Below are 21,317 nucleotides of genomic sequence, written 5' to 3' on the forward strand. Positions count from 1 at the left end.
AAGAGGGAGGTACGCCCGAGAACACGACCGGAAAGCCCTCCGCCTCCCGCCCCGCGCACAGCCGGAGAGGGCCGGGGTACGGGTGGGCGACAAGCGGAAGCCATCCCACCGGTACTACTTCCGGACGACATCTCGTCGCAGAAAATCCTCCCCCGCGTGATCCTTTCGGGTGACGCGGCGGCGCGCCGCGTGGTGCGATGGTCTCACAATGACCCGCTCCCGGACCGATGTGGCCGTCGGTGAATCGACACCGCCCCGCCCATCCCGACTGGTGGCCCTGGACGTGCTGCGCGGTATGGCGATACTGGGCACGCTCGGCACCAATATCTGGATCCTGACCGACCCCGAGGGCATGATCGGCTACATCGAGCGGCTGAGCACCGCCCCCGCCGATGCGTGGATGTGGGCGGAGAAGGCGCTGCAGCAGGTGGCGCAGGGCAAATTCCTGGGATTGCTCACCATTATGTTCGGCGTCGGGCTGGCCATCCAGCAGGCGTCGGCGCAGCGGGGCGGACGGAGTTGGCCGGGTGCCTACCCGTGGCGGGCCGGGCTGCTGTTCCTCGACGGGCTGCTCAACTTCCTGTTCATCGCCGAGTTCGACGTGTTGATGGGCTATGCGGTGACCGCGCTGATCGTCGCCTATGTGTTGGCGCGCGGTCCACGAGGCCGGCGACAATGGATAATCGGTGCCGCGGGTATCCACCTGGCGATTCTGACGCTACTCGCCCTCGCCGTGGCCGTGGGCCCGCGGGGCGAACCGACCGGTTCCGAACCGCTGAACCCGAACCCCTACGCCGACGGCTCGTTCTGGGACCTGGTGTTGTTCCGGCTCCAGAACGCGGGAGGTTTCCGCCTCGAGCCGGTCGTGATCCTGCCGATGACGATCGCGCTGTTCCTGGTCGGCGCCCGGCTGTACCGGACCGGGGTGTTCGCTCCCGAAGGCGCCGGACTGCGGCGCCGGCTCATGATCGTCGGTTTCGGCGCCGCCATGCCGGTGGATCTGCTCGGCGGCATCCTCGGCGGTGGTGTGAGCGTGAATGTGATCCTGCTGCTCCGCTACGGCACGGCTCCGTTCGTCTCGTTGGCCATCCTGGCCCTGGTCGCCGAGTTCTACCTGCGCCGGCCGCGCGTCGGTTTCCTCGGCCGCCGGATGACCGAGGTGGGTCGGACCGCTCTCAGCTGCTATATCCTGCAGAATCTCGTCGGCTCGATCCTGTGCTACGGCTGGGGTTTCGGCCTGGCGGCCCGCTACGCCCCCGGGTCCCGGGTTCCGTTCACCATCGCGATCTACCTGGTCGTCATCGTCATCATCACGGCCTTCGCCCACCTGTGGCTGCGTTATTTCGAGCGCGGCCCCGTCGAATGGCTGTGGCATACGAGCTATCGGCGCCTCGCCGGATCGGGCGCATAAGGTGGTACCACACCGCTGTGGCGCCACCGCCTCGCGGCGGAGGCCACGATGACGACCGATCCGGCCCGGCTCGAAGTCGGACGGCTGCACCTGCTCGGCGAACTCCGCGAGTTACGCCGCCGGGTCGCCGGCCTCACGGCCGGCTACCGCGAACTCGGCGAATCCGGCGCGCTGTCGGGCACCGACGGTATCGGCGCTCCCACCACGCCGGACTACTGTCTCGCGGGCGCGGCCGATGTGTTCGCCGAGGCGCTACTCGAGCTCGATGCCGCCACCGACGCCCTCGACCGTGTGGGCGACTGCACCGGTCGGCTGTGTTCGGTGCCCTGGCCCATACCGTCCTGACGGCGGTGTTCCGGTGTCACGGCGACGGCCGGAACCGCGAACTCTCGAGTTCGCACATCGGCGAATTCCCCTGTGTGCGTGCGGAAGTAGGCGTCCCGTAGCGGTTTCGAACACGGAAAATCGCTCGCCGCGACACCCGATGTTCCGTATCGTGCGTCGTGCGGTCGAGCACAGGGCGCACCGGAATCTCCGGAGCGCGTTCCCGATATCGGCTCGATCGCCGCCTATGGTGGCGCAGATCCGAGGAATCTGTGGGGTTCGACTCCCTCTGGTGGTGTCCCCGCCCGGTCGTCGCCGGGACCGCGGCCATGCGGGCTCTCCGGTCGTGTCCGGGGAATGCCCCCGCCGCTGTTTCGTGGCCGGCCGGGGACATTCGGGAGCGGTGCGACGAGACAGATCGGGGAGGGAGCGAAGACATGTACACCACGGTCATGGAGTGGCAGCGGACGCTGCTGTTGCGCGACGGTACGGTCCGGCGGGTTCTCGAACCCGGTCGGCACCGGTACAACCGGAAGCGCTGCACCCTGCTCCCGGTCGATATGCGTCCCCGGCTACTGGTCGTCGCCGGCCAGGAACTGCTCACCTCCGACGGTTTGTCGCTGCGCGTGAGTTTCGCGGTGACCTGGCAGGTCACCGATCCGGTCGCGTACACCACCGGGGCGCAGAACGCCGATTCGGTCCTGTACGCGGCGATTCAGAACGCCGCCCGGGACGCGGTCACCGGACACACCCTCGACGAACTGCTCACCGACCGGTCGCTGCTCGTCCCCGACGCGGAGATCCTCGCCGATGCCGTACGGCGTGTGGGTATGACGGTCACCGAGGCGCATACACGGGACCTCATGCTCCCCGGCGAACTGCGGAAGGCGGCCCTGGAAACCATCCTGGCCCGCGAGCGCGGCCGCGCCGAACTCGAACGCGCCCGCGCCGAGGCCGCGGCCCTGCGCTCTCTGGCCAATACCGCGCGCCTGCTCGAGGAGCATCCGGCACTTCTGCGTCTGCGCACCTTGCAGGTGGCCGGCGCGCCGGGCACACAGATCGTGCTCGATCCCCGCGATCAGCACTGAGCCACCCGGGAATAAACTTGCCCACTATGCAATATTGCCTTATGGGCAATTTTATGGGATGCTCGGTACATGGCCGATGAACCCGAGCTCGGACTCCGGGAACGCAAGAAGCGCGATACTCGGCGCGCACTCAGTGACGCAGCCCTGGAACTCATGTTCGAACGCGGTATCGAGAATGTGGTACGCGAGGACATCGCCGAACGGGCGGGAGTCTCGGTCCGCACTTTCACCAACTACTTCTCCAACAAATACGAGGCCGTCGGCTATCGGCAGATCGAACGGCTCCGCCGGAGCGCCGAGCTACTGCTCCATCGCCCGGGGGACGAACCGCTGTGGACGGCGATCACCGAGGCCATGGTGCAACCGCTCCACGAGGACGGTGGCGGTCATACCCCGACAGCGGCGATGCTCGCCGAGACCCGCAAACTCCTGACCACACCGGAGGCGCAGGCCGCCACCACCAGGGCAATCGGCGACGACCTGGTCCGCGCGATCGCTCGGCGCACCGGCACCGAACCCACCGATCTGTACCCGAGACTGGTCGCGGCCACCGTCCACGCCGCCTACACCGTCACGCTCGACACCTATACCCGAACCGATCCCCCCATACCTGCCACGACAATCCTGCGCGAGGCGCTGTACCGGCTGTCGCGGGGGCTCCCCGCCCCAACCGACTGAGCACCCCCTCCCGCAACTCGATACGCACCCCGGTGGACGACCTGTGTCCCACCCGGGAATCCGGCACGACCTCCGACGCTCCACCCGACATCCCATCCGACGCCCGATCCGATAGGGGCCACGCCACCATGCCCGAAAACAGCGTCCCGACCCGGCCACACGATGTCATCATCTCCGGTGCCGGGCCGAACGGTCTCATGCTCGCCTGCGAACTCGCGCTCGGCGGAATACACCCGATCGCCGTCGATGCCCTCCCGGCGCCGAGCGACGAACCCAAGGCCAACGGGGTCGTGGGACAGGTGGTGCGCCTGCTCGATATGCGCGGGCTCTACCGGCCCTTCGTCGCGGAACTCGCCCGCCGGGATATCGCGCGCGAATCCGAGACACCGAAACCGGCACTCCGGTACCTCTTCGCCGGTATGCCGCTGGAACTCGCCGACCTGCGGCCCAATCCGCTCTACGGGCTGCCGATACCCCAACCGTTGCTCGTCCGGTTGCTCGCCGCGCGGGCCCGGGAACTCGGTGTCGATCTGCGCTGGGGGCACCGCGTGGTGGACTTCGCCCCCAACGGGGAGACGGTCGTGGCAACGGTCGCCGCCGGCGGCGACACCCATGAACTGTCCGCGCGTTTCCTGGTCGGCGCCGATGGTGGTAGGAGTCCGGTACGCAAACGGCTCGGAATTGGTTTCCCCGGTATCACCGAGGCCAACCGGATCACCCGGATGGGTCATGCCGAGGTTCCCGTCGAACTGCGCACACCCGACGGGGGAATCAATATCCCGGGGGCGGGACGTTTCGCCTTCGGACACAACCGGATCGAGCGCGGGGGCCTGTTCATGTTCGCCGAGCTCATTCCCGGCAAGCCGATTGTGGGCGTCACCGAATACGACGCCGCACCGGTGCCGGAGGACGCCCCGATGACCTTCGGTGAATTGCGCGACGCCATCCACCGTCTCCTCGGCGCGGAACTGCCGATGCGGCCCCCGAGTGGTCCGGGACCACATGCCCTGCGCCGCACGGTCGACCAGAACACCCGGCTCGCCGAACGCTACCGGGTGGGCAATGTGCTGCTGCTCGGCGATGCCGCGCACGTTCATTCGGCGATCGGTGGCCCCGGACTCAATCTCGGTCTGCAGGACGCGGTCAATCTCGGCTGGAAGCTGGCCGCCCACCTGCGGGGCACGGCCCCCGGCGATCTGCTGGACAGTTATGAGAGCGAGCGGCGACCGGTTGCCGAACGGGTGGTGATGAGCAGCCTGTCGCAGACCGCGCTGCTCGCCGCCGGGCCGGAGGTGACCGCGCTGCGTGACCTGTTCGCAGAGTTGCTGCGAATTCCGGAAGTGACCGGGCACATTACGCGACTGCTCGCCGGATCGGACGTACGCTACGACGTCGGCGACGAACACCCGCTGTCCGGGCGATTGGTACCGGATTTCACCATCGGCACCCCCGACGGTCACCGGCGAGTCGCCGATCTGCTGCATACGGCCCGGCCGGTCCTGCTCGATCTGGGCGCCGGAATCGCCGACGCCGCGCAGGGTTGGGCCGACCGAGTCGATATCGTCACCGCCACCGCCGCGGACCCCATGGCCACCGCCCTACTGATCCGGCCGGACGGCTATATCACCTGGGCGACGGACGGATCCGAACCAGCGGGCCTGTCCGATGCCCTGACCCGCTGGTTCGGCCCGACCCACGATCGCACCGTGGTATCGGCTGAGCCGAACGGTTCGTCCCCTGGACACGGCGACAGCACGGCCTAGGTTGCGAATCCGATAATCTCGGACCATCGGGTTTTCCCTCGAAGGAGCACCATGAACCAGGATTCCGTATCGAACCCGTATGGCACCCCGTCCACGACCGGTCCACAGCCGGTCGGCCGGTTTCAGCGCGTGACCAATTCCGTCGTTCGCGCCCTCCTGAAGGCGCCGCTGCTCGGCCCGGTGGTAGGGCGGCGGCTGATGATCCTGCACGTCGTCGGGCGCAGAACCGGGCGGGTATTCGATATCCCGGTCGCCTACACCCGCCACGACGGAGCGCTGCTCATCGGCACCGCACTACGGCCGTGGGTGAAGAATATCCGTCCGGACACCCCTGTACAGGTGTCGATGGGCGGCCCGCGACGCAGTGCCGACGCCGAGGTTTTCACCGATGCCGGCGAGGTCATGCGATGGTTCGAGATCGTGGCCCGGGACAATCGCCGGAACGCGCGGTACAACGGCATCGGTTTCGATGCCGACGGCAACCCGAACAAGGCCGACCTGTATCAGACCTGGCAACTGGGCGGCGCGGTCATCCGGCTGGTACTGCGCTGACCTCACCCGTACCGCATCGATCCGACACGGTACCGGCCGGACGGATCAGTCGACAGGTTGGGCCTGCACGTAGTACTCCGCCGAAAGGCTCCTGAGCATCCGGCGCACGCCCGGCGGCGCCCAGGAGGCGGACGGGTCGTGATGCACCACCGGATCGGTCAGCGTGATCGTCGTTCCGCGGGTTTCCACCGCGAACTCGCCGGCGGCGAGGATGTTCTTCACCCAGTCCACGTCACGACCGTAGGTGAGTGCCACCCGGTAGACGCCGTCGCGCACGAACAGCGTGACGGGGGTGCGGTAGGTGCGTCCGGATTTCCGCCCGACGTGCACGATGATCCCCCAACCGGGTACGCGGCCCACCACGAGCCCGGCCACGGGATTGGTGACCTTCCGGTTGAATTTCGCCAGTGCGCGGGGCAGCACCATCGGGTGGGAATCCTCTCTCGTCGACGAACGGCGCCCACGCTACTCTCGCTCTCGTGTCAGTTCGGCCCGAACGGGAGATGATCGCCATCTACGACTCCCGGGGTCGACCGGTCGGGTCCGCCGATCGGTCGGTCGTCTATCGGGAAGGGCTCTGGCATGCCAGTGCCGGGGTACTGGTGCGTTCCGGGGACGGGCGCCGCATCTACGTTCACCGCCGCACCGAGACCAAGGCCGTATTCGCCGGACTACACGACTGCCTGGCCGGAGGTGTCGTAGATCCCCACGAGGACCCGGCCGATACCGCGGTGCGGGAACTCGCCGAGGAACTCGGCATCATCGTCTCCGCCCCGACCGAACTGCGGCCGCTGGCCCGAATGTCCTGGGACGGCCGATGGGCGGATCGTGCGCTGCGCTGCCACCTGTTCGCCTACGAACTGCGCTACGACGGGCCGATCCGGCATCAGCCGGAGGAGATCGCGGACGGATGGTGGTGGCCGGAGGCCACGCTCCGCGCACATCTCGCCGACCCGTCGTGGCCGTTCGTACCGGACACCCGACAGCTGCTCACCGGGATCCTGATCTGACCCCGCCCCGTCACCCCGACGACACCGACGATGTCCAGGCGGCGAAGGCCCCGGGATTGCGGGTCTGTAGCAGGACCCGCCCGGGTCCGACGAAGTCGAAGACCAGTCCCTCGCCGGATTTCAGCGATTGGAGCGAACGCCCGGAGACGGCGCGGCGGACGGTGAACCGCATCGCCAGATCGTAGGCCACCACATGACCGGTATCAATGGTGACCGGTTCACCAGGGGCCAGGTCGATGACATCGATCGCGCCGAAAACCCCCACCACGACTTCCCCGTGGCCGTGCGCGCGCAGTCCGAAGCCGCCCTCACCGCCGAACAGGTTCGCGAAACCACCCCATTTGCTCTCCACCTGCACACCCTGTGAACTGGCGATCCAGGCACCGCGGCTGATGAAGGACGGGCGGTCCGGGGTGATCGGCAGCGCCAGCATATCCCCCGGTAGCGATGGCGCCACGTCCACCCAACCGCCCTGCGGCGGCGCGGTGAAGGTGGAGACGAAGAACGATTCCCCGGCCAGAACCGACCGTCTCAGCCCGGCCAGAATCCCGCCCTCGGCCCTCGCCTGCAGACTCACCCCGGCCGAATGCGCCACCATGGCCCCGGATTCCACCCGCACCGGCTCGTCACCCACCAGAACGCATCGCGCCACCGTCGACGACGGGCCGTGCCGCAATTCAACTTTCATGATCTGACAGTAGCGCCGCGGCCCGACTCCGACCGCATGCGCGCATGCGGTCGGAGTCGGGCCGCGGGCTCTGCATCGGCGTGCCCGAACGCCGGATCGTCCCGGCGAGGCACCCGGCCGGCCGCCACGGTCTCAGTCGAGCGTTTTCAACGCTTCCTCGTCCCGGGCCACCACGGCCCTGCCGTCCGGAGTGAGCACGATGGGACGCTGGATCAGGCGCGGGTTCGCCGCCAGGACCTCGATCCAGCGGTCCCGCTCGGCCTCGGTGCGCGGCCAGTCCGGGATACCGAGGTCCTGGGCGAGTTGTTCACCGGTGCGGGTGATATCCCAGGGTTGCGCGCCGAGCCGGTCCAAGAGGGCGCGCAGTTCGTCGGCGGTGGGTGGGTCGTCCAGGTAGCGGCGCACCGTATACGCCGTGCCGGCGGTGTCGAGGCGGTCCAGGGCGGCACGGCTCTTGGAGCACCGTGGGTTGTGCCAGATCTCGGTCGGTCCGGTAGTCATACCGGCAGCGTATCGTTCGCCCCGGCCGGGCGAGCGCCGGCGATACGGTGGCGGGTATGGATATCGAAACGCTGTATCGCCGATGGCTGTTCGAACTCTGGTACGGCCACTACGATATCGCGCAGACCATCTTCGCCCCCGATATCGTCGGCCACTGGCCGAACCGGGAGGTTCACGGGCCACAGGGGATGGTCGAGCAGATCCGCGCCTCCCGCGAGATGTTCGGCGGTATCGAGAACACCCTCGACGTGGGTCCGGTGATCGGTGACGGGATGATCGCCGCCCACTGGACGTTCCACGGGTCCTATGTGGGAGGTATTCCCGGGGCGACCGCGGGGCCGGGTACCCGGATCTCCTTCGTCGGCCAGGATATCTTCCGCGTCGCGAACGGGCGGTTCGCCGAATACTGGGTCGTATCCGACGCCCTCGGCATGATGCGGGCGCTGGGTGCCCGGTAGGGCGGGCCGACCGCGCCGTTCACCCGGGTACGGCGGATACACGAGGAGGCCGCGCTTCCCGACGGGAAACGCGGCCCCTTCGTATCGCCGATCTACAGGTACTGTCCGGTGTTGGACTCGGTGTCGATCGCCCGGCTGGCGCTGGCGTTCTTCCCGGTGACCAGCGTGCGGATGTAGACGATCCGCTCGCCCTTCTTGCCGGAGATACGCGCCCAGTCGTCCGGATTCGTGGTGTTGGGCAGGTCCTCGTTCTCGGAGAACTCGTCCACGATCGAATCGTAGAGATGCTGGATGCGCAGGCCTGGGCTACCGGTGTCGAGCACCGACTTGATGGCGTACTTCTTGGCCCGGTCCACGATGTTCTGGATCATGGCGCCGGAGTTGAAGTCCTTGAAGTACAGGACCTCCTTGTCACCGTTGGCGTAGGTGACCTCCAGGAAGCGGTTGTCCTCGCTTTCGGCGTACATCCGCTCCACCACCCGCTCGATCATCGCGCGGATGCAGGCGCCCTTGTCGCCGTTGAACTCGGTCAGATCCTCGGCGTGCAGCGGCAGGTCCTCGGTGAGGTACTTGGAGAAGATATCCTGCGCCGATTCGGCGTCCGGCCGCTCGATCTTGATCTTCACGTCCAGGCGGCCGGGCCGCAGGATCGCGGGGTCGATCATGTCCTCGCGGTTGGAGGCGCCGATCACGATGACGTTCTCCAGGCCCTCGACACCGTCGATCTCGCTCAGCAGCTGCGGCACCACCGTGGTCTCCACATCCGAGGAGACACCCGAACCACGGGTGCGGAAGATCGAGTCCATCTCGTCGAAGAACACGATCACGGGAGTGCCCTCGGACGCCTTCTCGCGGGCCCGCTGGAAGATGATCCGGATATGGCGCTCGGTCTCGCCTACGAACTTGTTCAGCAGCTCGGGGCCCTTGATGTTGAGAAAGTAGGACTTGGCCTCCTTGGCGTCCTCACCGCGCGCCTCGGCGATCTTCTTGGCCAGCGAGTTGGCCACCGCCTTGGCGATGAGCGTCTTACCGCAGCCGGGCGGACCGTACAGCAGCACACCCTTGGGCGGACGCAGCGCGTATTCGCGGAACAGGTCCTTGTGCAGGAACGGCAGCTCCACGGCATCGCGGATCTGCTCGATCTGCCGGCCCAGACCGCCGATGTCGTTGTAGTCGACATCGGGCACCTCTTCCAGCACCAGGTCCTCGACCTCGGCCTTGGGGATGCGCTCGAAGGCGAAACCGGCCTTGGTGTCGACCAGTAGGGAATCACCGGGACGCAGCTTGCGGACCGGGGAGTCCGGATCGTCCATATCGTCGACCTCGGCGACCTTCGCCAGCGGCCCGGCCAGCCAGACCACCCGCTCCTCGTCGGCATGTCCGACGACGAGGGCGCGGCGGCCACCGTCGAGGACCTCGCGGAGTGTGCCGATCTCGCCGACGCTGTCGTAGGTACCGGCCTCGACCACCGTCAGTGCCTCGTTCAGCCGCACCGTCTGGCCGTACTCGAGGATCGCGGGGTCGATATTCGGCGAGCACGTCAACCGCATCTTGCGGCCGGAGGTGAACACGTCGACGGTCTGATCCTCGTACACCCCGATCAGCACGCCGTACCCACTGGGTGGCTGACCGAGCCGATCGACCTCCTCACGAAGCGCCACGAGTTGCTGTCGCGCCTCTTTCAAGGTATCCATCAGCTTGGTATTGCGAATGGTCAGCGAATCGATGCGGGCTTCCAATTCCCGTGAGCGATCCGGCGAATCGGCGAGTTGCCTCCGGAGTGCAGCTGCCTCGGCGCGCACTGCCTCGAGTTCTCTCCAGGCCGCCGAATCCGAATTCTCGATGGGGCTCATGTGCTGCTCCTCCCAGTCCCGGTCTATCAACGCTACCGGGCGTTACCCGTTTGCGCTGTCCGACATGGTTTCGTCGTGATCACATATATGCCGCGACCAGCCGCCGGACCATCCATGTTAGCCGGCCCTAACCCGCTTGCGACGGGCTATCGAGCCGCCTACCCGATAGGTTGCCGGCCATGCCCTCGCGCACACCTGCCCGGCCCATATTCCGGCACGCGACGACCGCCGCGGTGGCGCTCACTTCGACGGTGGGCTCGACCACCTGCGGTTTCGAGGACGAGGGCAGTGGCGACGAGAACACGTCCCCCACATCGGCGGACGTATCCGCCGCCGACGACGAGTACGGCGGCATCGGTGACAGCGACCACGCCGCGGACCGGGACGACGACCACGACACACAGTAGCCGGAGCCTCCGACAGCGCCGCGACCGCCTTCCCGCCGGTCGGGGGCGTCGGAGATGATGTGTCGCGATCCGCCCGGTCCACGACCGAGTCGCCGGATCGTCATGTTAGCCTCCCCTAACTTACTCTGGCGGGTCGTCTCGCCGCCTAGCCGAAAGGTTGCCAGTCATGCACGTTCGCGCCCGGACACTGCGCCTGTCCCGTATCGCCGTCGCCGCGGCGGCGATCGCCCTGGCGGTGGAACTCACCGCCTGCGGTTCCGACGACGACGGCTCCGATACCGCGACCACCGCCTCCGCGACCGCCACAAGCGCGGCCGGGCACGACCACGGCGAGGAGCACGGCCACGACCATGGCGACGACCAGGACCACTCGCCCGCCCCGTCGGCGGATTCCCTGCGCGCCGGTCTGGACACCTTCACCGATCCGCAGGTGCCGACCGCGGACAAGGCGAAGGTCGTTGTCGACGGCGAGAAGCTCACTGCCAATATCGACCGGATGAACAGCGAGCTCGGCGGCTACGGCAAGCTCGCCTTCGAGGTCACCGATATCGACGTGGAGGGCGAGCAGGCCACCGCGCAGGTCACCATCACCTCACCCCACGGGACCGCCCCGGCCATGCCGATGACCTGGCAACACGACCACGAAGCCGATACCTGGAAGCTGTCCGAGCAGAGCGCCTGCCTGCTGCTCGGATTCGCCAAGGCCCCCTGCGTACCGGCCTGAGCCACCGCTCGAGGACCACGCCCGACCCGGCGCCGGGTCGGGCGGGTATCTCAGCCCTTCGAGGGCCGGCGCTGCGGTTTCGGCGGCACGACATCCTCGGCCAGCCGCCGGGCGCTGACCAGGAACGCGGTATGCCCCTGCATCCGATGCTCGGGCCGCACCGCCAGGCCGACCACATGCCAGCCCCGCACTATCGACTCCCACGACCGCGGCTCGGTCCAGCACTGCTGCTCCCGCAGCGCCTCCACCACCTTCGACAGCTGGGTGACCGTCGCGACGTAGACGATCAACACCCCGCCCGGGACCAGGGCCCGTGCCACCGTGGGCAGCGCATCCCACGGCGCGAGCATGTCCAGGACCACCCGGTCCACCTGCTCCCCCTGATAGTCGGCCACATCCCCCACGGTCAGCGACCAGTTCGCCGGGACCTCGCCGAAGAACCGCTCCACATTGCGCACCGCGTGCTCGGCGTGATCGGAGCGGATCTCGTACGACACCACGGTGCCCTGCGGTCCCACCGCGCGCAGCAGCGAACAGGTCAGCGCCCCGGATCCGGCACCGGCCTCGAGCACTCGGGCGCCGGGGAACATATCTCCCTCGTGCACGATCTGGGCCGCGTCCTTCGGGTATATCACCGCGGCGCCACGCGGCATGGACAGCACGTAGTCGATCAACAACGGGCGCAGGGCCAGGTACGGGGTGCCGTTGGTGGAGTGCACCAGGCTGCCCTCCGCGGCACCGATCAGATCGTCGTGGCGGATGGCGCCGCGATGGGTATGGAACTCCTTGCCCGGTTCCAGCAGCACCGTGTACAGCCTGCCCTTGGCATCGGTCAGCTGCACCCGGTCCCCGATGGTGAATGGCCCGGTCCGTCTGGCCGTCATGAATCTCCGTTCCGCAGTGGGTTGGCGCTCGTATCGACACCCGTGTCGGTGCCGCCGGATAGCCTGCCAGGTATGTCCGCGCCCGTGAGCACACCACCCCCGATCGGCCCCGATCCCGAGGCGGCGGGCGGACGATCGCGCCTGGCGCTGTCGCCCTCCCGGGCCGCCGATTACAAACAGTGCCCGCTGAAATACCGGTTGCGCGCGATCGACCGGATCCCCGAACCTCCGGCCCGGCATCTGGTACGCGGCACCGTGGTGCACGCGGTGCTGGAGGACCTGTACGGTCTGCCCGCCGCCGAGCGCGGACCGGAGCGCGCGACGGAGCTGGCGCGACCGGCCTGGGCTCGGGTGGTCGCGGAGCGTCCCGAGGTGGCCGCGCTGCTCGACGACACCGAACTGGACACCTTCCTGGACGAGGTGCGCGGCCTGGTCCGCACCTACTATCGGCTCGAGGACCCGACCCGCTTCGACCCGGAGTCCTGCGAGACCCGCCTGGAGGTGGAACTGTCCGACGGCGCGCTGCTGCGCGGTTTCGTCGACCGCATCGATGTGGCGCCCACCGGCGAGCTGCGGGTGGTGGACTACAAGACCGGACGCGTACCCGGCCCCCTGCAGGAGACCAAGGCGCTGTTCCAGCTGAAGTTCTACGCCCTGATGCTGCTGCGTACCCGCGGTGTCGTCCCCACCCAGCTACGGCTGATCTACCTGGCCGACGCGCAGATCCTCACCTATTCGCCCGACGAGGCGGAGCTGCTGCGTTTCGAACGGACCCTGTCGGCGCTGTGGCAGGCGGTGCGCGCCGCGGGCGAGACGGGCGAGTTTCCGCCCAACCCGGGTTGGCTGTGCGACCACTGTGACTACAAGCGCCTGTGCCCGGCCTTCGACGGCACCCCGCCGCCGTATCCCGGATGGCCCACCGGCGGCGAATCGGCCGCCGAAACCTTCGCCGAATCGGTCTCGGACTGAGCGGGAACCTTCACGAGGGTCCGGGCCCGCTCAGAACGCACGGCAGGAGCGGATATCGGTGGCCAGAATTGCCTTGGCGCCCAGTTCGGCCAGCTCGTCCATCACCGAATTGCCTTGTTTACGCGGTACCAGTGCTCGCACCGCCACCCAGCCGTCGTCGGCCAGCGGGGACACCGTGGGCGATTCCAGGCCCGGCGTGATCTCCACCGCGCGGTCGAGCAGCGCTTTGGGGCAGTCGTAGTCCAGCATCAAGTACTGCTGGGCGAACACCACACCCTGCAGCCGCGCGATCAGCTGATTACGCGCGCGGTCCTGCCGGTCGGCGCTCTCCTGTTCCACCACCACGGCTTCCGAATCGCACAGCGATTCGCCGAAGGCCACCAGATTGTGCTGCCGCAGGGTACGGCCCGAACCGACGACATCGGCGATGGCGTCGGCGACACCGAGCTGGATTGAGATCTCCACCGCGCCGTCCAGCCGGATCACGGTCGCCTCGATACCGCGGCGGGCCAGATCGCCGCGCACCAGGTTCGGATACGAGGTGGCGATGCGCTTGCCCCGCAGATCGGCCACGGACCATTCCCGCCCGGCCGGAGCGGCGTAGCGGAAGGTGGAACCGCCGAAGCCCAGGGCCAGCCGCTCCCGCACCGGCGCGCCGGAATCCAGGGCGAGATCGCGGCCGGTGATCCCCAGGTCCAGTTCCCCGGAACCGACGTAGATGGCGATGTCCTTGGGCCGCAGGAAGAAGAACTCGACCTGGTTGGCGGGGTCGAGCACGGTCAGGTCCCGTGAATCGGTGCGTTTGCGGTACCCGGCCTCGGTCAGGATCGAGACGGCGGATTCGGAAAGGGCGCCTTTGTTGGGGACGGCGACGCGCAGCATGGTGTTCGTCCTTTCGATGCGCAAGAGGTGGAATGGCAGGGGACGGCACGGATATCGGAGCGATCCGAAGCTCACAGATGTCGGTAGACATCCTCGAGCCGCAGCCCCCGGCCCACCATCAGCACCTGCACCCAGTACAGCAGCTGCGAGATCTCCTCGGCGAGCGCCTCGTCGCCTTCGTGTTCGGCGGCCAGCCACACCTCGCCGGCCTCCTCGAGCACCTTCTTGCCCTGGGCATGGACACCGGCATCCAGCGCGGCCACCGTCCCCGACCCCTCGGGTCGGTTGACGGCACGATCCTGGAGCTCGGCGAACAGGGCCTCGAAAGTCTTCACGGGAGGTCATTGTTTCAGACCTCCGCAAACCGTTTCCGGCCGAGTGGCGACCGCTCGGTGAAGGTCGCCGCTCGGCCGGGGTGATTCAGGACGAGGCCAGCAGTGTTTCCAGCTCTGCGACGGCGGTGCGCAGGTGGTCGGCGAAGGCGTACATCTCGTCCGCCACCGAGGCCGGGGTGGCCAGGTAGAGATTCCACCGGTCCGGCAGCAATACATAGGCGACACCGATACAGCGCGAACTGGTGGAGCCGAAACCGAAGTAGCGGATGTTCACCGACGGCGCGGAGCTGGTGCTCAGGTAGTCGTCGCGCATGACGGTCCAGCCCGGGCTGTGGTAGAGCGGGATGGGGTCGGGGACACCGAGTTCGGCGCCGCGCCGCCGTTGAATCCACTCCAGTTCCCACAGATGCTGTTCCGGAGCGGCACCGGACTGGCACTGTTTGGCGCGCGCCACATGCGCGTCCGCGGCGGCACGGGCCGCGGCGAGCCGGGCAGCGGTATCGGCCCGCGGGTCCTGCATGGTATCCACGAAGGTCACCATCTCCGGGGTGATCACGCGCATGGCCTCGGTGCGGCCGTTGCGGTACTGGCGGGTGGCGATGGACTCATAGGTGGCGCCGGTGAGTCCCTTGCTGCGGCGATGGGCCAGCTGATAGGCGAGCTGGGCGAACGCGTCCGGGGAGATGCCCAGCTCTTTGGCGCGGGTGGCGCCGAACTCGTCGAACGACACCGTGGTGGTGGCGTTGTCGGCGGCGTAGTCGGCGAAGGCGCGGCCCGCGGCGGCCACCTCGCGGCGCGCGGCCTCGTCGAGCCGGAACTCGACGGATTCGATCGGCGGCTGTCCCTGGGCGCGGGCACCGGAGCGGACCGCGTGCTCGTCGACCGAGGTCTGCAGCAGGGTGTCGACGAAGGACAGGATGGTGGTCCCGTCCAGCCCGCAGTGCTCCACATTGATCCCGGCCTGGCCGTCGGCGAACACGATGAACGACACCGATTTGTCGAACCAGCGGTTGGCGCTGTCGCCGTGCAGCAGGGTGTCGCAGGCGTGCAGTTCGTCGCGCGGCGCGAAATCCTCCAGGCAGATACAGAACAGCGCGGTTTCGACGGTGTCGAGGGCGGCGGCGTTGTCCGGATCGGCGAGCAGCGCGGTGCGCGCCCGGGCCCAGTCGGCCCGGGCCAGGGTGGTCAGCTGCCCGACAGCGGTCTCGGTGGGCGCCGGGCGGGCCCCCGCCTTCAACACCGCGCGCAATCCCTCGGACAGGTCGGTGAAGGCGTAGGGAGTGCCATCCGGCCCGAGGACGTCCATCCGGAAGGTGTTTCCGCGGTGGAACACCAGGATGTGCCGGGCGGTCGAGGGACCGGGGTGTTCGGCGCTGTAGGGCGCCCGCACCGTGTCCTGTTCGGTTCCGGGGATTCTGGTCTCGGAGAACAGGTATTTGTTCTGCCACATCGACAGGCGCTGCCCGCGCTGGGTGACCGGCGGGATCTCCTCGCGGTCCAGGGCCAGTTTGTAGCCGACGGCGGCGGCGACGATCCCGGCCGCGCGCTCCGCCTGGTCCGCCTCGGTGGAGGCGGCGAGGACGGTGTCGTCACGGAACAGGAAGAAGAAGTTGGCGTTCAACGCGATCCGGTCGCGGCGGCCCAGATACCGCGACGGCCAGAACAGGTCCAGCCAACTGTCCACACCGGGGGTGGCGTCGTATTCCCGCAGCGCCGCGTGCAGCGTCCGGCCGGGGCCGTCCGGGCGCAGCAGATCCGTGACCGCGGTCTCGGTGGCGGCGAGTTCCTCGGCGGTCAGCAGCGGGGTGCACCACTCGAGGAAACGCGCGCAGCTGTCCTCCAGGGTGGGCAGGGGCACCCTGGGCAGCTGGTCTTCGGCGGCAAATGTGCGTTCGCTCAAATCGGGTCCTCGGCTCGGAGTCGGTTACGGTCGCGGCCGCGACAGGTAGAGGTTGGCGTAGAGCCATCCCTCGTCCTCGAGGCCGGCGGGGTCGGTTCCATTGGCGGACAGCGTATTCAGCACCTGTGCGCGTTCGGTGTCGGAGGCGAACCGGCGTTGCGCGAAATCGCCCGATATCCGCTCGGTGTGATAGCCCAGCTCGGCCAGCGCCGCCCCGATCGGTTCGAAACCGTACATGCGCAAGACGAAGTGCGCCATCCACGGCCGCCGGTCCGGGTTCGCGGTGGCGATCCGGATGAGGGTCTTTTCGGTGACATAGCCGATACAGCCGGTGGAGACCACCAGGTCCACCCCAGCGAGTATCTCCCGCTGGGCATCGGTGGGATCGGCCGACTCCAGGTCGGCATGCACCGTTTCGTGCAGCAGTCCCGCGGACCGCGCGTAATCCAGGGCGGGCCGCGAGACGTCCATACCGATGAAACGCACCTCGGGCAGGACGTCGCGGGCGGCGAGACGGGCACGGTCACGCGCGATGAGCTCGGACCGGTCGGCCGAGGGGTCGGCGTAGTCGGCGGCCAGCTCCGCGATTCCCACATCCAGGCGGAGCAGGGCCGCGTTCACCCCGTAGGAGCAACCGATATCGAGCACCGTCGGATTCGTCCCGGTTGCGGCCCGGTATTCCCGGATCTGCCGCCGCAGATGCGGTTTCGCCAGCTCCGGAATGCGATAGTCCAGTTCGGACATACGGGAGTAGTACGCGCGCGGATCTTCTCTGTCGTAGATATCGTCGAAGGAGGCTTTCCCGGTGGTGTGCAGCGGCACGGACACGATATTCCTCTCGTCGGACTCAACCCGCTCAATCGAGCAGCCGATCTCCCCGCACGACGTCCGCCGCCGCGAGGTGGTCGTCGAGCACCCGGCCGAACAGTTGTCGGGTGCGTTCCACGGTGCCGATGACACCGGGGCGATCGCTGTAGGCGAAGATCGCGGTGTGCCGTTGGGTCCGCCCCCGCACCGGGGCCACCCGGTGCAACGAGAATCGGCCCTGGAACAGCTGCAGATCACCGGGGCGCAGTTCCAAACGCCGGACGAGCCGCTCTCCCGCGCCGGTCAGCACGGCGCGCACATCGGCGAGGTTCTCCGCGTGCGGGGAGCGGATATTCGGGCAGTACTCGAACACACCCCCGACCTCGGGAGCCCGGGTGAGCATGCTGACGGTGAATTCGTTGGTATCGAAGTGCCAGGGATGCGACATTCCCGGGGCCACCACATTGAGCACCAGACCGGCCAGCGGGTCGGCGAATTCGTGCAGTTCGGCCAGTCCGAAACACTCGGCGACGAATCGCTGGAACAGCTCACTGGTGTAGAGCCGGTGGATGAGCGCATCGGTGGGAATACGGTCGCGCGGGACGAAGGCGTTCCCGCGTTCGAGCACGATCCGTCCCGGATGGTCGTCGGGTAGGTCGGCGTCCAGCGGGATGTTGTAGGCGTTCACCTGCTCCACCCGGTAGTACGCCTCGGCGGCCATCCGCTCGCCCTGCTCGCGCAACCGTTCATGCAGTTCCGGGCGGATGAACCCGCGCAGGACGGTGCATCCGTCCTCGGCCAGATCGATGCGGGCCGCCTCGACCGCCGCACGCCATCCGGCGCTGTCGGGAACCAGCGAATAGCGGATGGTATCGACGATATCGTGCACGGTCCCCGTCACTGCCATAGCGATCATTGTTATCGGAGCCGCTGCCGACACGCCCGGCTATTGCCGGAGTTGGTCGGTGACAAACATAACGGACCGTACGGTCCTGTTGAGGCTCAACGCTATTCCCCGCACGGATTGTGAGCTCACGCCGGGTGAGACGAGGGCGGGACAACCGCGTCAGCGCACCACGATCCGATGCGGCGCGAGCGGTGCGGTGCGCCGAACCCGCAGCACGTGCTCCAGATCCGACAGGGTCAACCCGACAAGGCTGTCCCGGTGCACCCGAAACGGGTCGGCGGGCACCGGAATCTCGCACGGGACGACCAGCACGGCACAGCCGGCGGCCGCGGCGGCCTGGACACCGGTGACGGAATCCTCGATGGCCACACAGTCTTTCGGATCGAGACCGAGAAGTTCCGCCGCGCGCAGGTAAACCGCTGGATCAGGTTTGCCGTGCTCCACCTCGTCACCGCAGACCGAGATATCGAACCGTTCGCGCCCCAAGGTCTCCAGGGCCAGTTCGGTCAGCGACCGCTTGGTATTGGTGACCAGGGCGGTGGACAGACGGGCGGCACGAACCGTGTCCAGGGCCGCCGCCGCACCCGGACGCCACGGGATGGGACCGGTCATCAACTCGGTCACCCGCCGCTCCAGGAACCGATCCGCGCCGAGCAGGGCCTCCGGGTGGGGTTCGAGACCGAGTCCGGTGAATATGGCGCGCAGGGCATTGGGCCCGGAGGCGCCGATCAGGGCATGCCGCAGCTCGGTGGTCATCTCCCCGCCCAGTTCGACCGCCAACTCGCGCACGGCGATATCCCACAGCTTCTCCGAATCGAGCAGCGTGCCGTCCATATCCCACAGCACACCCGCCGGTCGCTTCATCTGACGCGGTCCCTCGTTCGGAGATCGGGCCCGACCGGCCTTCGGTCAGGTGCGGCCGGGCGGCCGCACGGACAGGTTATCGAGCTACCCGTGCCGGCCGGCCGCCGGCTCGCACCGGCCGACCCACCCATACAACCGGCGCCACGGACATCGCGTGGATTTCCCACCTGTGGCCCGGACGCGCGGACGGCGACCTCTCGCCGTGTTTCGACGGTATACGGTCCCGCACGATGCCATGGTCATACGGTTCCGCGCGCCGGACGAGGCACCGACCATGTGTTCCCGCGCCGGAGAGCGGGATTCACCTGAGTTGTGAATCCGCGACGAGCAGGCGACCGCCCTCCGAAGTGACATGGAACAAGCGGCTCTCCGAGGTGGTCGAGCCGTTCTTCAACGTATAGGTCAGGCCGGCCACCACCGTACCGGGCCCGGCCGGGGTGACCGAGGTGATCCGCACCGCGCTGATCGTCGACCAGAAGTTCGTATAGTCACCGTAACCGCCGGCCACGCCTTGATACTGCGGTGACAGCCGGGCCCAGGCCGTGCCGGTATCACCCGGTAGCAGGCCGTAGTACTCCCGGACGAACTGCTCCACCCGGGCGTCGGTGAGCGGACCGGTCTCCGCCGTCGCCGAGGAATGGGTACCGGAGACCGAGCCGGGCTCCCCCGTCGCGCTGGAGGGCTCCTCGTCCGCGGAGCCGGATTCATCCGATACCGCGCCGGGTGCCACGGCCGTGGCACCGGCGGCTCCCGCTGCCGAATCCGAGGGATCGCCGCCGCGGGAGGTCAGGATTACCCCCGCGAGCACGGCCACCGCGAGCACCCCCGCAACGACCAGCACCGCGATCCGACCACGACCGCCGCCGGACGCCCTCGCCCCGGAAGCGGGCGAGGCGGGGCCGCCTCCGGCCGGTGGGGGCACCGGACCGACCGCCACGGGGGAAGCGCCGAACGCGGCCCCAGGGCGAGGCTCCGGCACCGGCGGACCGGCGAATCGCTCGGTGGGTCGCACCATACCGTCGTCCGCGAAACCGGCGACTCCGCCCGGTGATCCTGCGGGGACATCGCTCCGGCCGGGACCGCCCCCCGGTCCGGCGCTCCGCGGTGCCGATCCGGGGGCACCGCTCTGCGAACCCGAGTCGGCTCCGGCAACCGCGGGGGCCACCGGTACCGCGGGCGTCTCGGGCAACCGCTTCGTCGGCCGGGCGGATTCCCCGTCCGTGGCCTTTCGGGAGGTACCCCGTCCCCCGGTGGAGTCCTCGCCCCCCGGCATCGGCATGACCTTGGTGGCCGGATGCGCCGGGCCCGAGCCGCGACCGGCCGCGACATCGGTGAGCAGCCGCTGCGCCTCGCGCATGGTGGGCCGGTCGGTGGGATCGGGTTCCAGCAGCCGCATGAGCACCGGCCCCAACTCCCCCGCCCCCTCGGGCTCGGCGACCTTCCCCCCGGCCACGGCATGCAGTACCGCGAGGGGGTTGTCGCCCTCCCCGAACGGCGGACGGCCGGTCACCGCCGCGTACAGGGTGGAGCCGAGCGCGAATACATCGGAGGCCGGTTCCGGATTCTCGCCGCGCGCAACCTCGGGAGACAGATAGGCCGGGGTCCCGGCGAGCAGTCCGGTCGCCGTGACGGTGACATCACCGGCGGCCCGGGAGATGCCGAAATCGGTGATCTTCACGGTGCCGTTGTCGGCCACCAGCAGATTCGCCGGTTTCACATCGCGGTGCACGATTCCCGCGTCGTGCGCGGCGGCCAACGCGCCGGCCGCCTGGGCGCCGATCCTGGCCACCTCCGGCGGCGGCAGTGTCCGCTCACCCGCGAGCCGGACGGCCAGGCTGGGCGCGTCCATGTACTCCATGACCAGCCACGGCTGGTTGTCCTCATCGGCGACGTCGAAGACGGTGATCGCGTTCGGATGGTGCAGCCGGGCGGCGATCCGCCCCTCCCGCAAGGCCCGCATCCGCGCCTCCTTGGCCGCGGCGGGCGACAGATGGGGGCCGAGCAGCACCTGTTTCACCGCGACGGTCCGCTGCAGGCGGGTGTCGAGAGCTCGCCACACCACGCCCATGGCGCCGGTACCGATCGGATCCGTGAGCCGATACCGTCCGGCTACCAACCGATCCGTCGTCATCTGGGTGTTCCCCTCCTGCTCGCCGCCGAGCCATCATGCAACTCCGCGCGTCGATGGGCGGAATTGTGAAAATCCTACGCTCCCAGGTACAGCGCACCCGCCGGCAGTCGGGAGATCGAGGCCGGCCGCGGCCGAACGCCGGTGCCGGAGCCGGTTACACCGCGCCCACGCGGACACGACC

The 21,317-nt window shown here is 68.4% G+C and carries 23 protein-coding genes; 11 read left to right on the plus strand and 12 right to left on the minus strand.

Annotation, left to right across the window (positions count from 1 at the left end):
* Positions 1-208: 208 nt before the first annotated feature.
* The 6 genes from ON20_RS13770 (at position 209) to ON20_RS13795 (ending at position 5,816) form a co-directional block, all read left to right on the plus strand.
* Complete coding sequence (locus tag ON20_RS13770; protein ID WP_051162412.1) at positions 209-1,411, plus strand: DUF418 domain-containing protein; 1,203 nt, start codon at positions 209-211, stop codon at positions 1,409-1,411.
* Between the two features lie 48 nt (positions 1,412-1,459).
* Positions 1,460-1,756, plus strand: a complete 297-nt coding sequence (locus ON20_RS13775) for a hypothetical protein (protein ID WP_040835798.1) — start codon at positions 1,460-1,462, stop codon at positions 1,754-1,756.
* A gap of 416 nt (positions 1,757-2,172) precedes the next feature.
* Entirely contained in the window at positions 2,173-2,823 is a 651-nt protein-coding gene (locus ON20_RS13780) for a slipin family protein (protein WP_040835799.1), read from the plus strand.
* 69 nt (positions 2,824-2,892) lie between these two features.
* Positions 2,893-3,501 carry a TetR/AcrR family transcriptional regulator gene (locus ON20_RS13785; protein ID WP_040835801.1) on the plus strand — a complete coding sequence of 203 codons (609 nt, stop codon included), beginning with the start codon at positions 2,893-2,895 and terminating at the stop codon, positions 3,499-3,501.
* 128 nt (positions 3,502-3,629) lie between these two features.
* On the plus strand, positions 3,630-5,264 hold the full coding sequence (locus tag ON20_RS13790; RefSeq protein ID WP_083864909.1) for an FAD-dependent monooxygenase: 1,635 nt from the start codon (positions 3,630-3,632) through the stop codon (positions 5,262-5,264).
* 51 nt (positions 5,265-5,315) lie between these two features.
* A complete protein-coding gene (locus ON20_RS13795) occupies positions 5,316-5,816 on the plus strand; it encodes a nitroreductase/quinone reductase family protein (RefSeq protein WP_051162414.1) in 501 nt (166 codons plus the stop codon).
* A 45-nt stretch (positions 5,817-5,861) separates the two neighbouring features.
* Here ON20_RS13795 and ON20_RS13800 read toward each other — a convergent pair whose 3' ends face one another.
* A complete protein-coding gene (locus tag ON20_RS13800; protein ID WP_040835802.1) occupies positions 5,862-6,242 on the minus strand; it encodes a nitroreductase family deazaflavin-dependent oxidoreductase in 381 nt (126 codons plus the stop codon).
* Between the two features lie 77 nt (positions 6,243-6,319).
* On the opposite strand from ON20_RS13800, the gene ON20_RS13805 reads away from it, so the two are divergent.
* Positions 6,320-6,826: an NUDIX hydrolase gene (locus ON20_RS13805; RefSeq protein WP_040835804.1), complete on the plus strand. Its 507-nt coding sequence runs from the start codon at positions 6,320-6,322 to the stop codon at positions 6,824-6,826.
* A gap of 10 nt (positions 6,827-6,836) precedes the next feature.
* On the opposite strand, the gene ON20_RS13810 is transcribed toward ON20_RS13805, so the two are convergent.
* Entirely contained in the window at positions 6,837-7,514 is a 678-nt protein-coding gene (locus tag ON20_RS13810; protein WP_040835805.1) for a TIGR00266 family protein, read from the minus strand.
* A 132-nt stretch (positions 7,515-7,646) separates the two neighbouring features.
* Positions 7,647-8,015 (minus strand): arsenate reductase family protein, encoded by a 369-nt coding sequence (locus ON20_RS13815; protein ID WP_040835806.1) that lies wholly within the window; start codon positions 8,013-8,015, stop codon positions 7,647-7,649.
* Between the two features lie 56 nt (positions 8,016-8,071).
* Here ON20_RS13815 and ON20_RS13820 point away from each other — a divergent pair, with 56 nt between their 5' ends.
* Positions 8,072-8,473 carry an ester cyclase gene (locus ON20_RS13820; protein WP_040835890.1) on the plus strand — a complete coding sequence of 134 codons (402 nt, stop codon included), beginning with the start codon at positions 8,072-8,074 and terminating at the stop codon, positions 8,471-8,473.
* Between the two features lie 92 nt (positions 8,474-8,565).
* On the opposite strand, the gene arc is transcribed toward ON20_RS13820, so the two are convergent.
* Complete coding sequence (arc, locus tag ON20_RS13825) at positions 8,566-10,326, minus strand: proteasome ATPase (protein ID WP_040835807.1); 1,761 nt, start codon at positions 10,324-10,326, stop codon at positions 8,566-8,568.
* Between the two features lie 179 nt (positions 10,327-10,505).
* Between arc and ON20_RS13830 the strand changes: the two genes are divergently transcribed.
* On the plus strand, positions 10,506-10,733 hold the full coding sequence (locus tag ON20_RS13830) for a hypothetical protein (protein ID WP_040835808.1): 228 nt from the start codon (positions 10,506-10,508) through the stop codon (positions 10,731-10,733).
* 166 nt (positions 10,734-10,899) lie between these two features.
* Positions 10,900-11,457 carry a WKL family lipoprotein gene (locus ON20_RS13835; RefSeq protein WP_051162416.1) on the plus strand — a complete coding sequence of 186 codons (558 nt, stop codon included), beginning with the start codon at positions 10,900-10,902 and terminating at the stop codon, positions 11,455-11,457.
* A 50-nt stretch (positions 11,458-11,507) separates the two neighbouring features.
* Here the strand turns inward: ON20_RS13835 and ON20_RS13840 are convergent, their stop codons facing one another.
* Positions 11,508-12,341 (minus strand): tRNA (adenine-N1)-methyltransferase, encoded by an 834-nt coding sequence (locus ON20_RS13840; protein ID WP_040835810.1) that lies wholly within the window; start codon positions 12,339-12,341, stop codon positions 11,508-11,510.
* 72 nt (positions 12,342-12,413) lie between these two features.
* On the opposite strand from ON20_RS13840, the gene ON20_RS13845 reads away from it, so the two are divergent.
* On the plus strand, positions 12,414-13,310 hold the full coding sequence (locus tag ON20_RS13845) for a RecB family exonuclease (protein ID WP_083864900.1): 897 nt from the start codon (positions 12,414-12,416) through the stop codon (positions 13,308-13,310).
* A 30-nt stretch (positions 13,311-13,340) separates the two neighbouring features.
* Here ON20_RS13845 and hisG read toward each other — a convergent pair whose 3' ends face one another.
* The 7 genes from hisG to ON20_RS13880 all read right to left on the minus strand — a co-directional run bounded on the left by hisG (position 13,341) and on the right by ON20_RS13880 (position 21,136).
* The gene (gene hisG / locus ON20_RS13850) at positions 13,341-14,192 is read right to left on the minus strand and encodes an ATP phosphoribosyltransferase (RefSeq protein ID WP_040835812.1); all 852 of its coding nucleotides are present in this window, start codon (positions 14,190-14,192) and stop codon (positions 13,341-13,343) included.
* A gap of 71 nt (positions 14,193-14,263) precedes the next feature.
* Positions 14,264-14,527 carry a phosphoribosyl-ATP diphosphatase gene (locus ON20_RS13855; RefSeq protein ID WP_040835814.1) on the minus strand — a complete coding sequence of 88 codons (264 nt, stop codon included), beginning with the start codon at positions 14,525-14,527 and terminating at the stop codon, positions 14,264-14,266.
* A gap of 85 nt (positions 14,528-14,612) precedes the next feature.
* Positions 14,613-16,427: a choline/carnitine O-acyltransferase gene (locus ON20_RS13860; protein ID WP_040835816.1), complete on the minus strand. Its 1,815-nt coding sequence runs from the start codon at positions 16,425-16,427 to the stop codon at positions 14,613-14,615.
* Positions 16,428-16,451: 24 nt separating this feature from the next.
* Positions 16,452-17,255: a class I SAM-dependent methyltransferase gene (locus ON20_RS13865; RefSeq protein ID WP_051162418.1), complete on the minus strand. Its 804-nt coding sequence runs from the start codon at positions 17,253-17,255 to the stop codon at positions 16,452-16,454.
* A gap of 28 nt (positions 17,256-17,283) precedes the next feature.
* Positions 17,284-18,141 (minus strand): HalD/BesD family halogenase, encoded by an 858-nt coding sequence (locus ON20_RS13870; protein ID WP_086008981.1) that lies wholly within the window; start codon positions 18,139-18,141, stop codon positions 17,284-17,286.
* Positions 18,142-18,300: 159 nt separating this feature from the next.
* Positions 18,301-19,005: an HAD family hydrolase gene (locus tag ON20_RS13875; protein WP_051162419.1), complete on the minus strand. Its 705-nt coding sequence runs from the start codon at positions 19,003-19,005 to the stop codon at positions 18,301-18,303.
* 301 nt (positions 19,006-19,306) lie between these two features.
* Positions 19,307-21,136: a serine/threonine-protein kinase gene (locus tag ON20_RS13880; protein WP_040835818.1), complete on the minus strand. Its 1,830-nt coding sequence runs from the start codon at positions 21,134-21,136 to the stop codon at positions 19,307-19,309.
* Between the last annotated feature and the right edge of the window lie 181 nt (positions 21,137-21,317).

Origin of the sequence: Nocardia brevicatena NBRC 12119, from assembly GCF_000308495.1 — a bacterium.
GTDB classification, from domain to species: domain Bacteria; phylum Actinomycetota; class Actinomycetes; order Mycobacteriales; family Mycobacteriaceae; genus Nocardia; species Nocardia brevicatena.

What these genes read in the sequence shown, in the direction of transcription:
- ON20_RS13770 (WP_051162412.1), top strand. Translation starts at nt 209, where the DNA reads ATGACCCGCTCCCGGACCGATGTGGCCGTCGGTGAATCGACACCGCCC.
- ON20_RS13775 (WP_040835798.1), top strand. Translation starts at nt 1,460, where the DNA reads ATGACGACCGATCCGGCCCGGCTCGAAGTCGGACGGCTGCACCTGCTC.
- ON20_RS13780 (WP_040835799.1), top strand. Translation starts at nt 2,173, where the DNA reads ATGTACACCACGGTCATGGAGTGGCAGCGGACGCTGCTGTTGCGCGAC.
- ON20_RS13785 (WP_040835801.1), top strand. Translation starts at nt 2,893, where the DNA reads ATGGCCGATGAACCCGAGCTCGGACTCCGGGAACGCAAGAAGCGCGAT.
- ON20_RS13790 (WP_083864909.1), top strand. Translation starts at nt 3,630, where the DNA reads ATGCCCGAAAACAGCGTCCCGACCCGGCCACACGATGTCATCATCTCC.
- ON20_RS13795 (WP_051162414.1), top strand. Translation starts at nt 5,316, where the DNA reads ATGAACCAGGATTCCGTATCGAACCCGTATGGCACCCCGTCCACGACC.
- ON20_RS13800 (WP_040835802.1), bottom strand. Translation starts at nt 6,242, where the DNA reads ATGGTGCTGCCCCGCGCACTGGCGAAATTCAACCGGAAGGTCACCAAT.
- ON20_RS13805 (WP_040835804.1), top strand. Translation starts at nt 6,320, where the DNA reads ATGATCGCCATCTACGACTCCCGGGGTCGACCGGTCGGGTCCGCCGAT.
- ON20_RS13810 (WP_040835805.1), bottom strand. Translation starts at nt 7,514, where the DNA reads ATGAAAGTTGAATTGCGGCACGGCCCGTCGTCGACGGTGGCGCGATGC.
- ON20_RS13815 (WP_040835806.1), bottom strand. Translation starts at nt 8,015, where the DNA reads ATGACTACCGGACCGACCGAGATCTGGCACAACCCACGGTGCTCCAAG.
- ON20_RS13820 (WP_040835890.1), top strand. Translation starts at nt 8,072, where the DNA reads ATGGATATCGAAACGCTGTATCGCCGATGGCTGTTCGAACTCTGGTAC.
- arc (WP_040835807.1), bottom strand. Translation starts at nt 10,326, where the DNA reads ATGAGCCCCATCGAGAATTCGGATTCGGCGGCCTGGAGAGAACTCGAG.
- ON20_RS13830 (WP_040835808.1), top strand. Translation starts at nt 10,506, where the DNA reads ATGCCCTCGCGCACACCTGCCCGGCCCATATTCCGGCACGCGACGACC.
- ON20_RS13835 (WP_051162416.1), top strand. Translation starts at nt 10,900, where the DNA reads ATGCACGTTCGCGCCCGGACACTGCGCCTGTCCCGTATCGCCGTCGCC.
- ON20_RS13840 (WP_040835810.1), bottom strand. Translation starts at nt 12,341, where the DNA reads ATGACGGCCAGACGGACCGGGCCATTCACCATCGGGGACCGGGTGCAG.
- ON20_RS13845 (WP_083864900.1), top strand. Translation starts at nt 12,414, where the DNA reads ATGTCCGCGCCCGTGAGCACACCACCCCCGATCGGCCCCGATCCCGAG.
- hisG (WP_040835812.1), bottom strand. Translation starts at nt 14,192, where the DNA reads ATGCTGCGCGTCGCCGTCCCCAACAAAGGCGCCCTTTCCGAATCCGCC.
- ON20_RS13870 (WP_086008981.1), bottom strand. Translation starts at nt 18,141, where the DNA reads ATGGCAGTGACGGGGACCGTGCACGATATCGTCGATACCATCCGCTAT.
- ON20_RS13875 (WP_051162419.1), bottom strand. Translation starts at nt 19,005, where the DNA reads ATGAAGCGACCGGCGGGTGTGCTGTGGGATATGGACGGCACGCTGCTC.
- ON20_RS13880 (WP_040835818.1), bottom strand. Translation starts at nt 21,136, where the DNA reads ATGACGACGGATCGGTTGGTAGCCGGACGGTATCGGCTCACGGATCCG.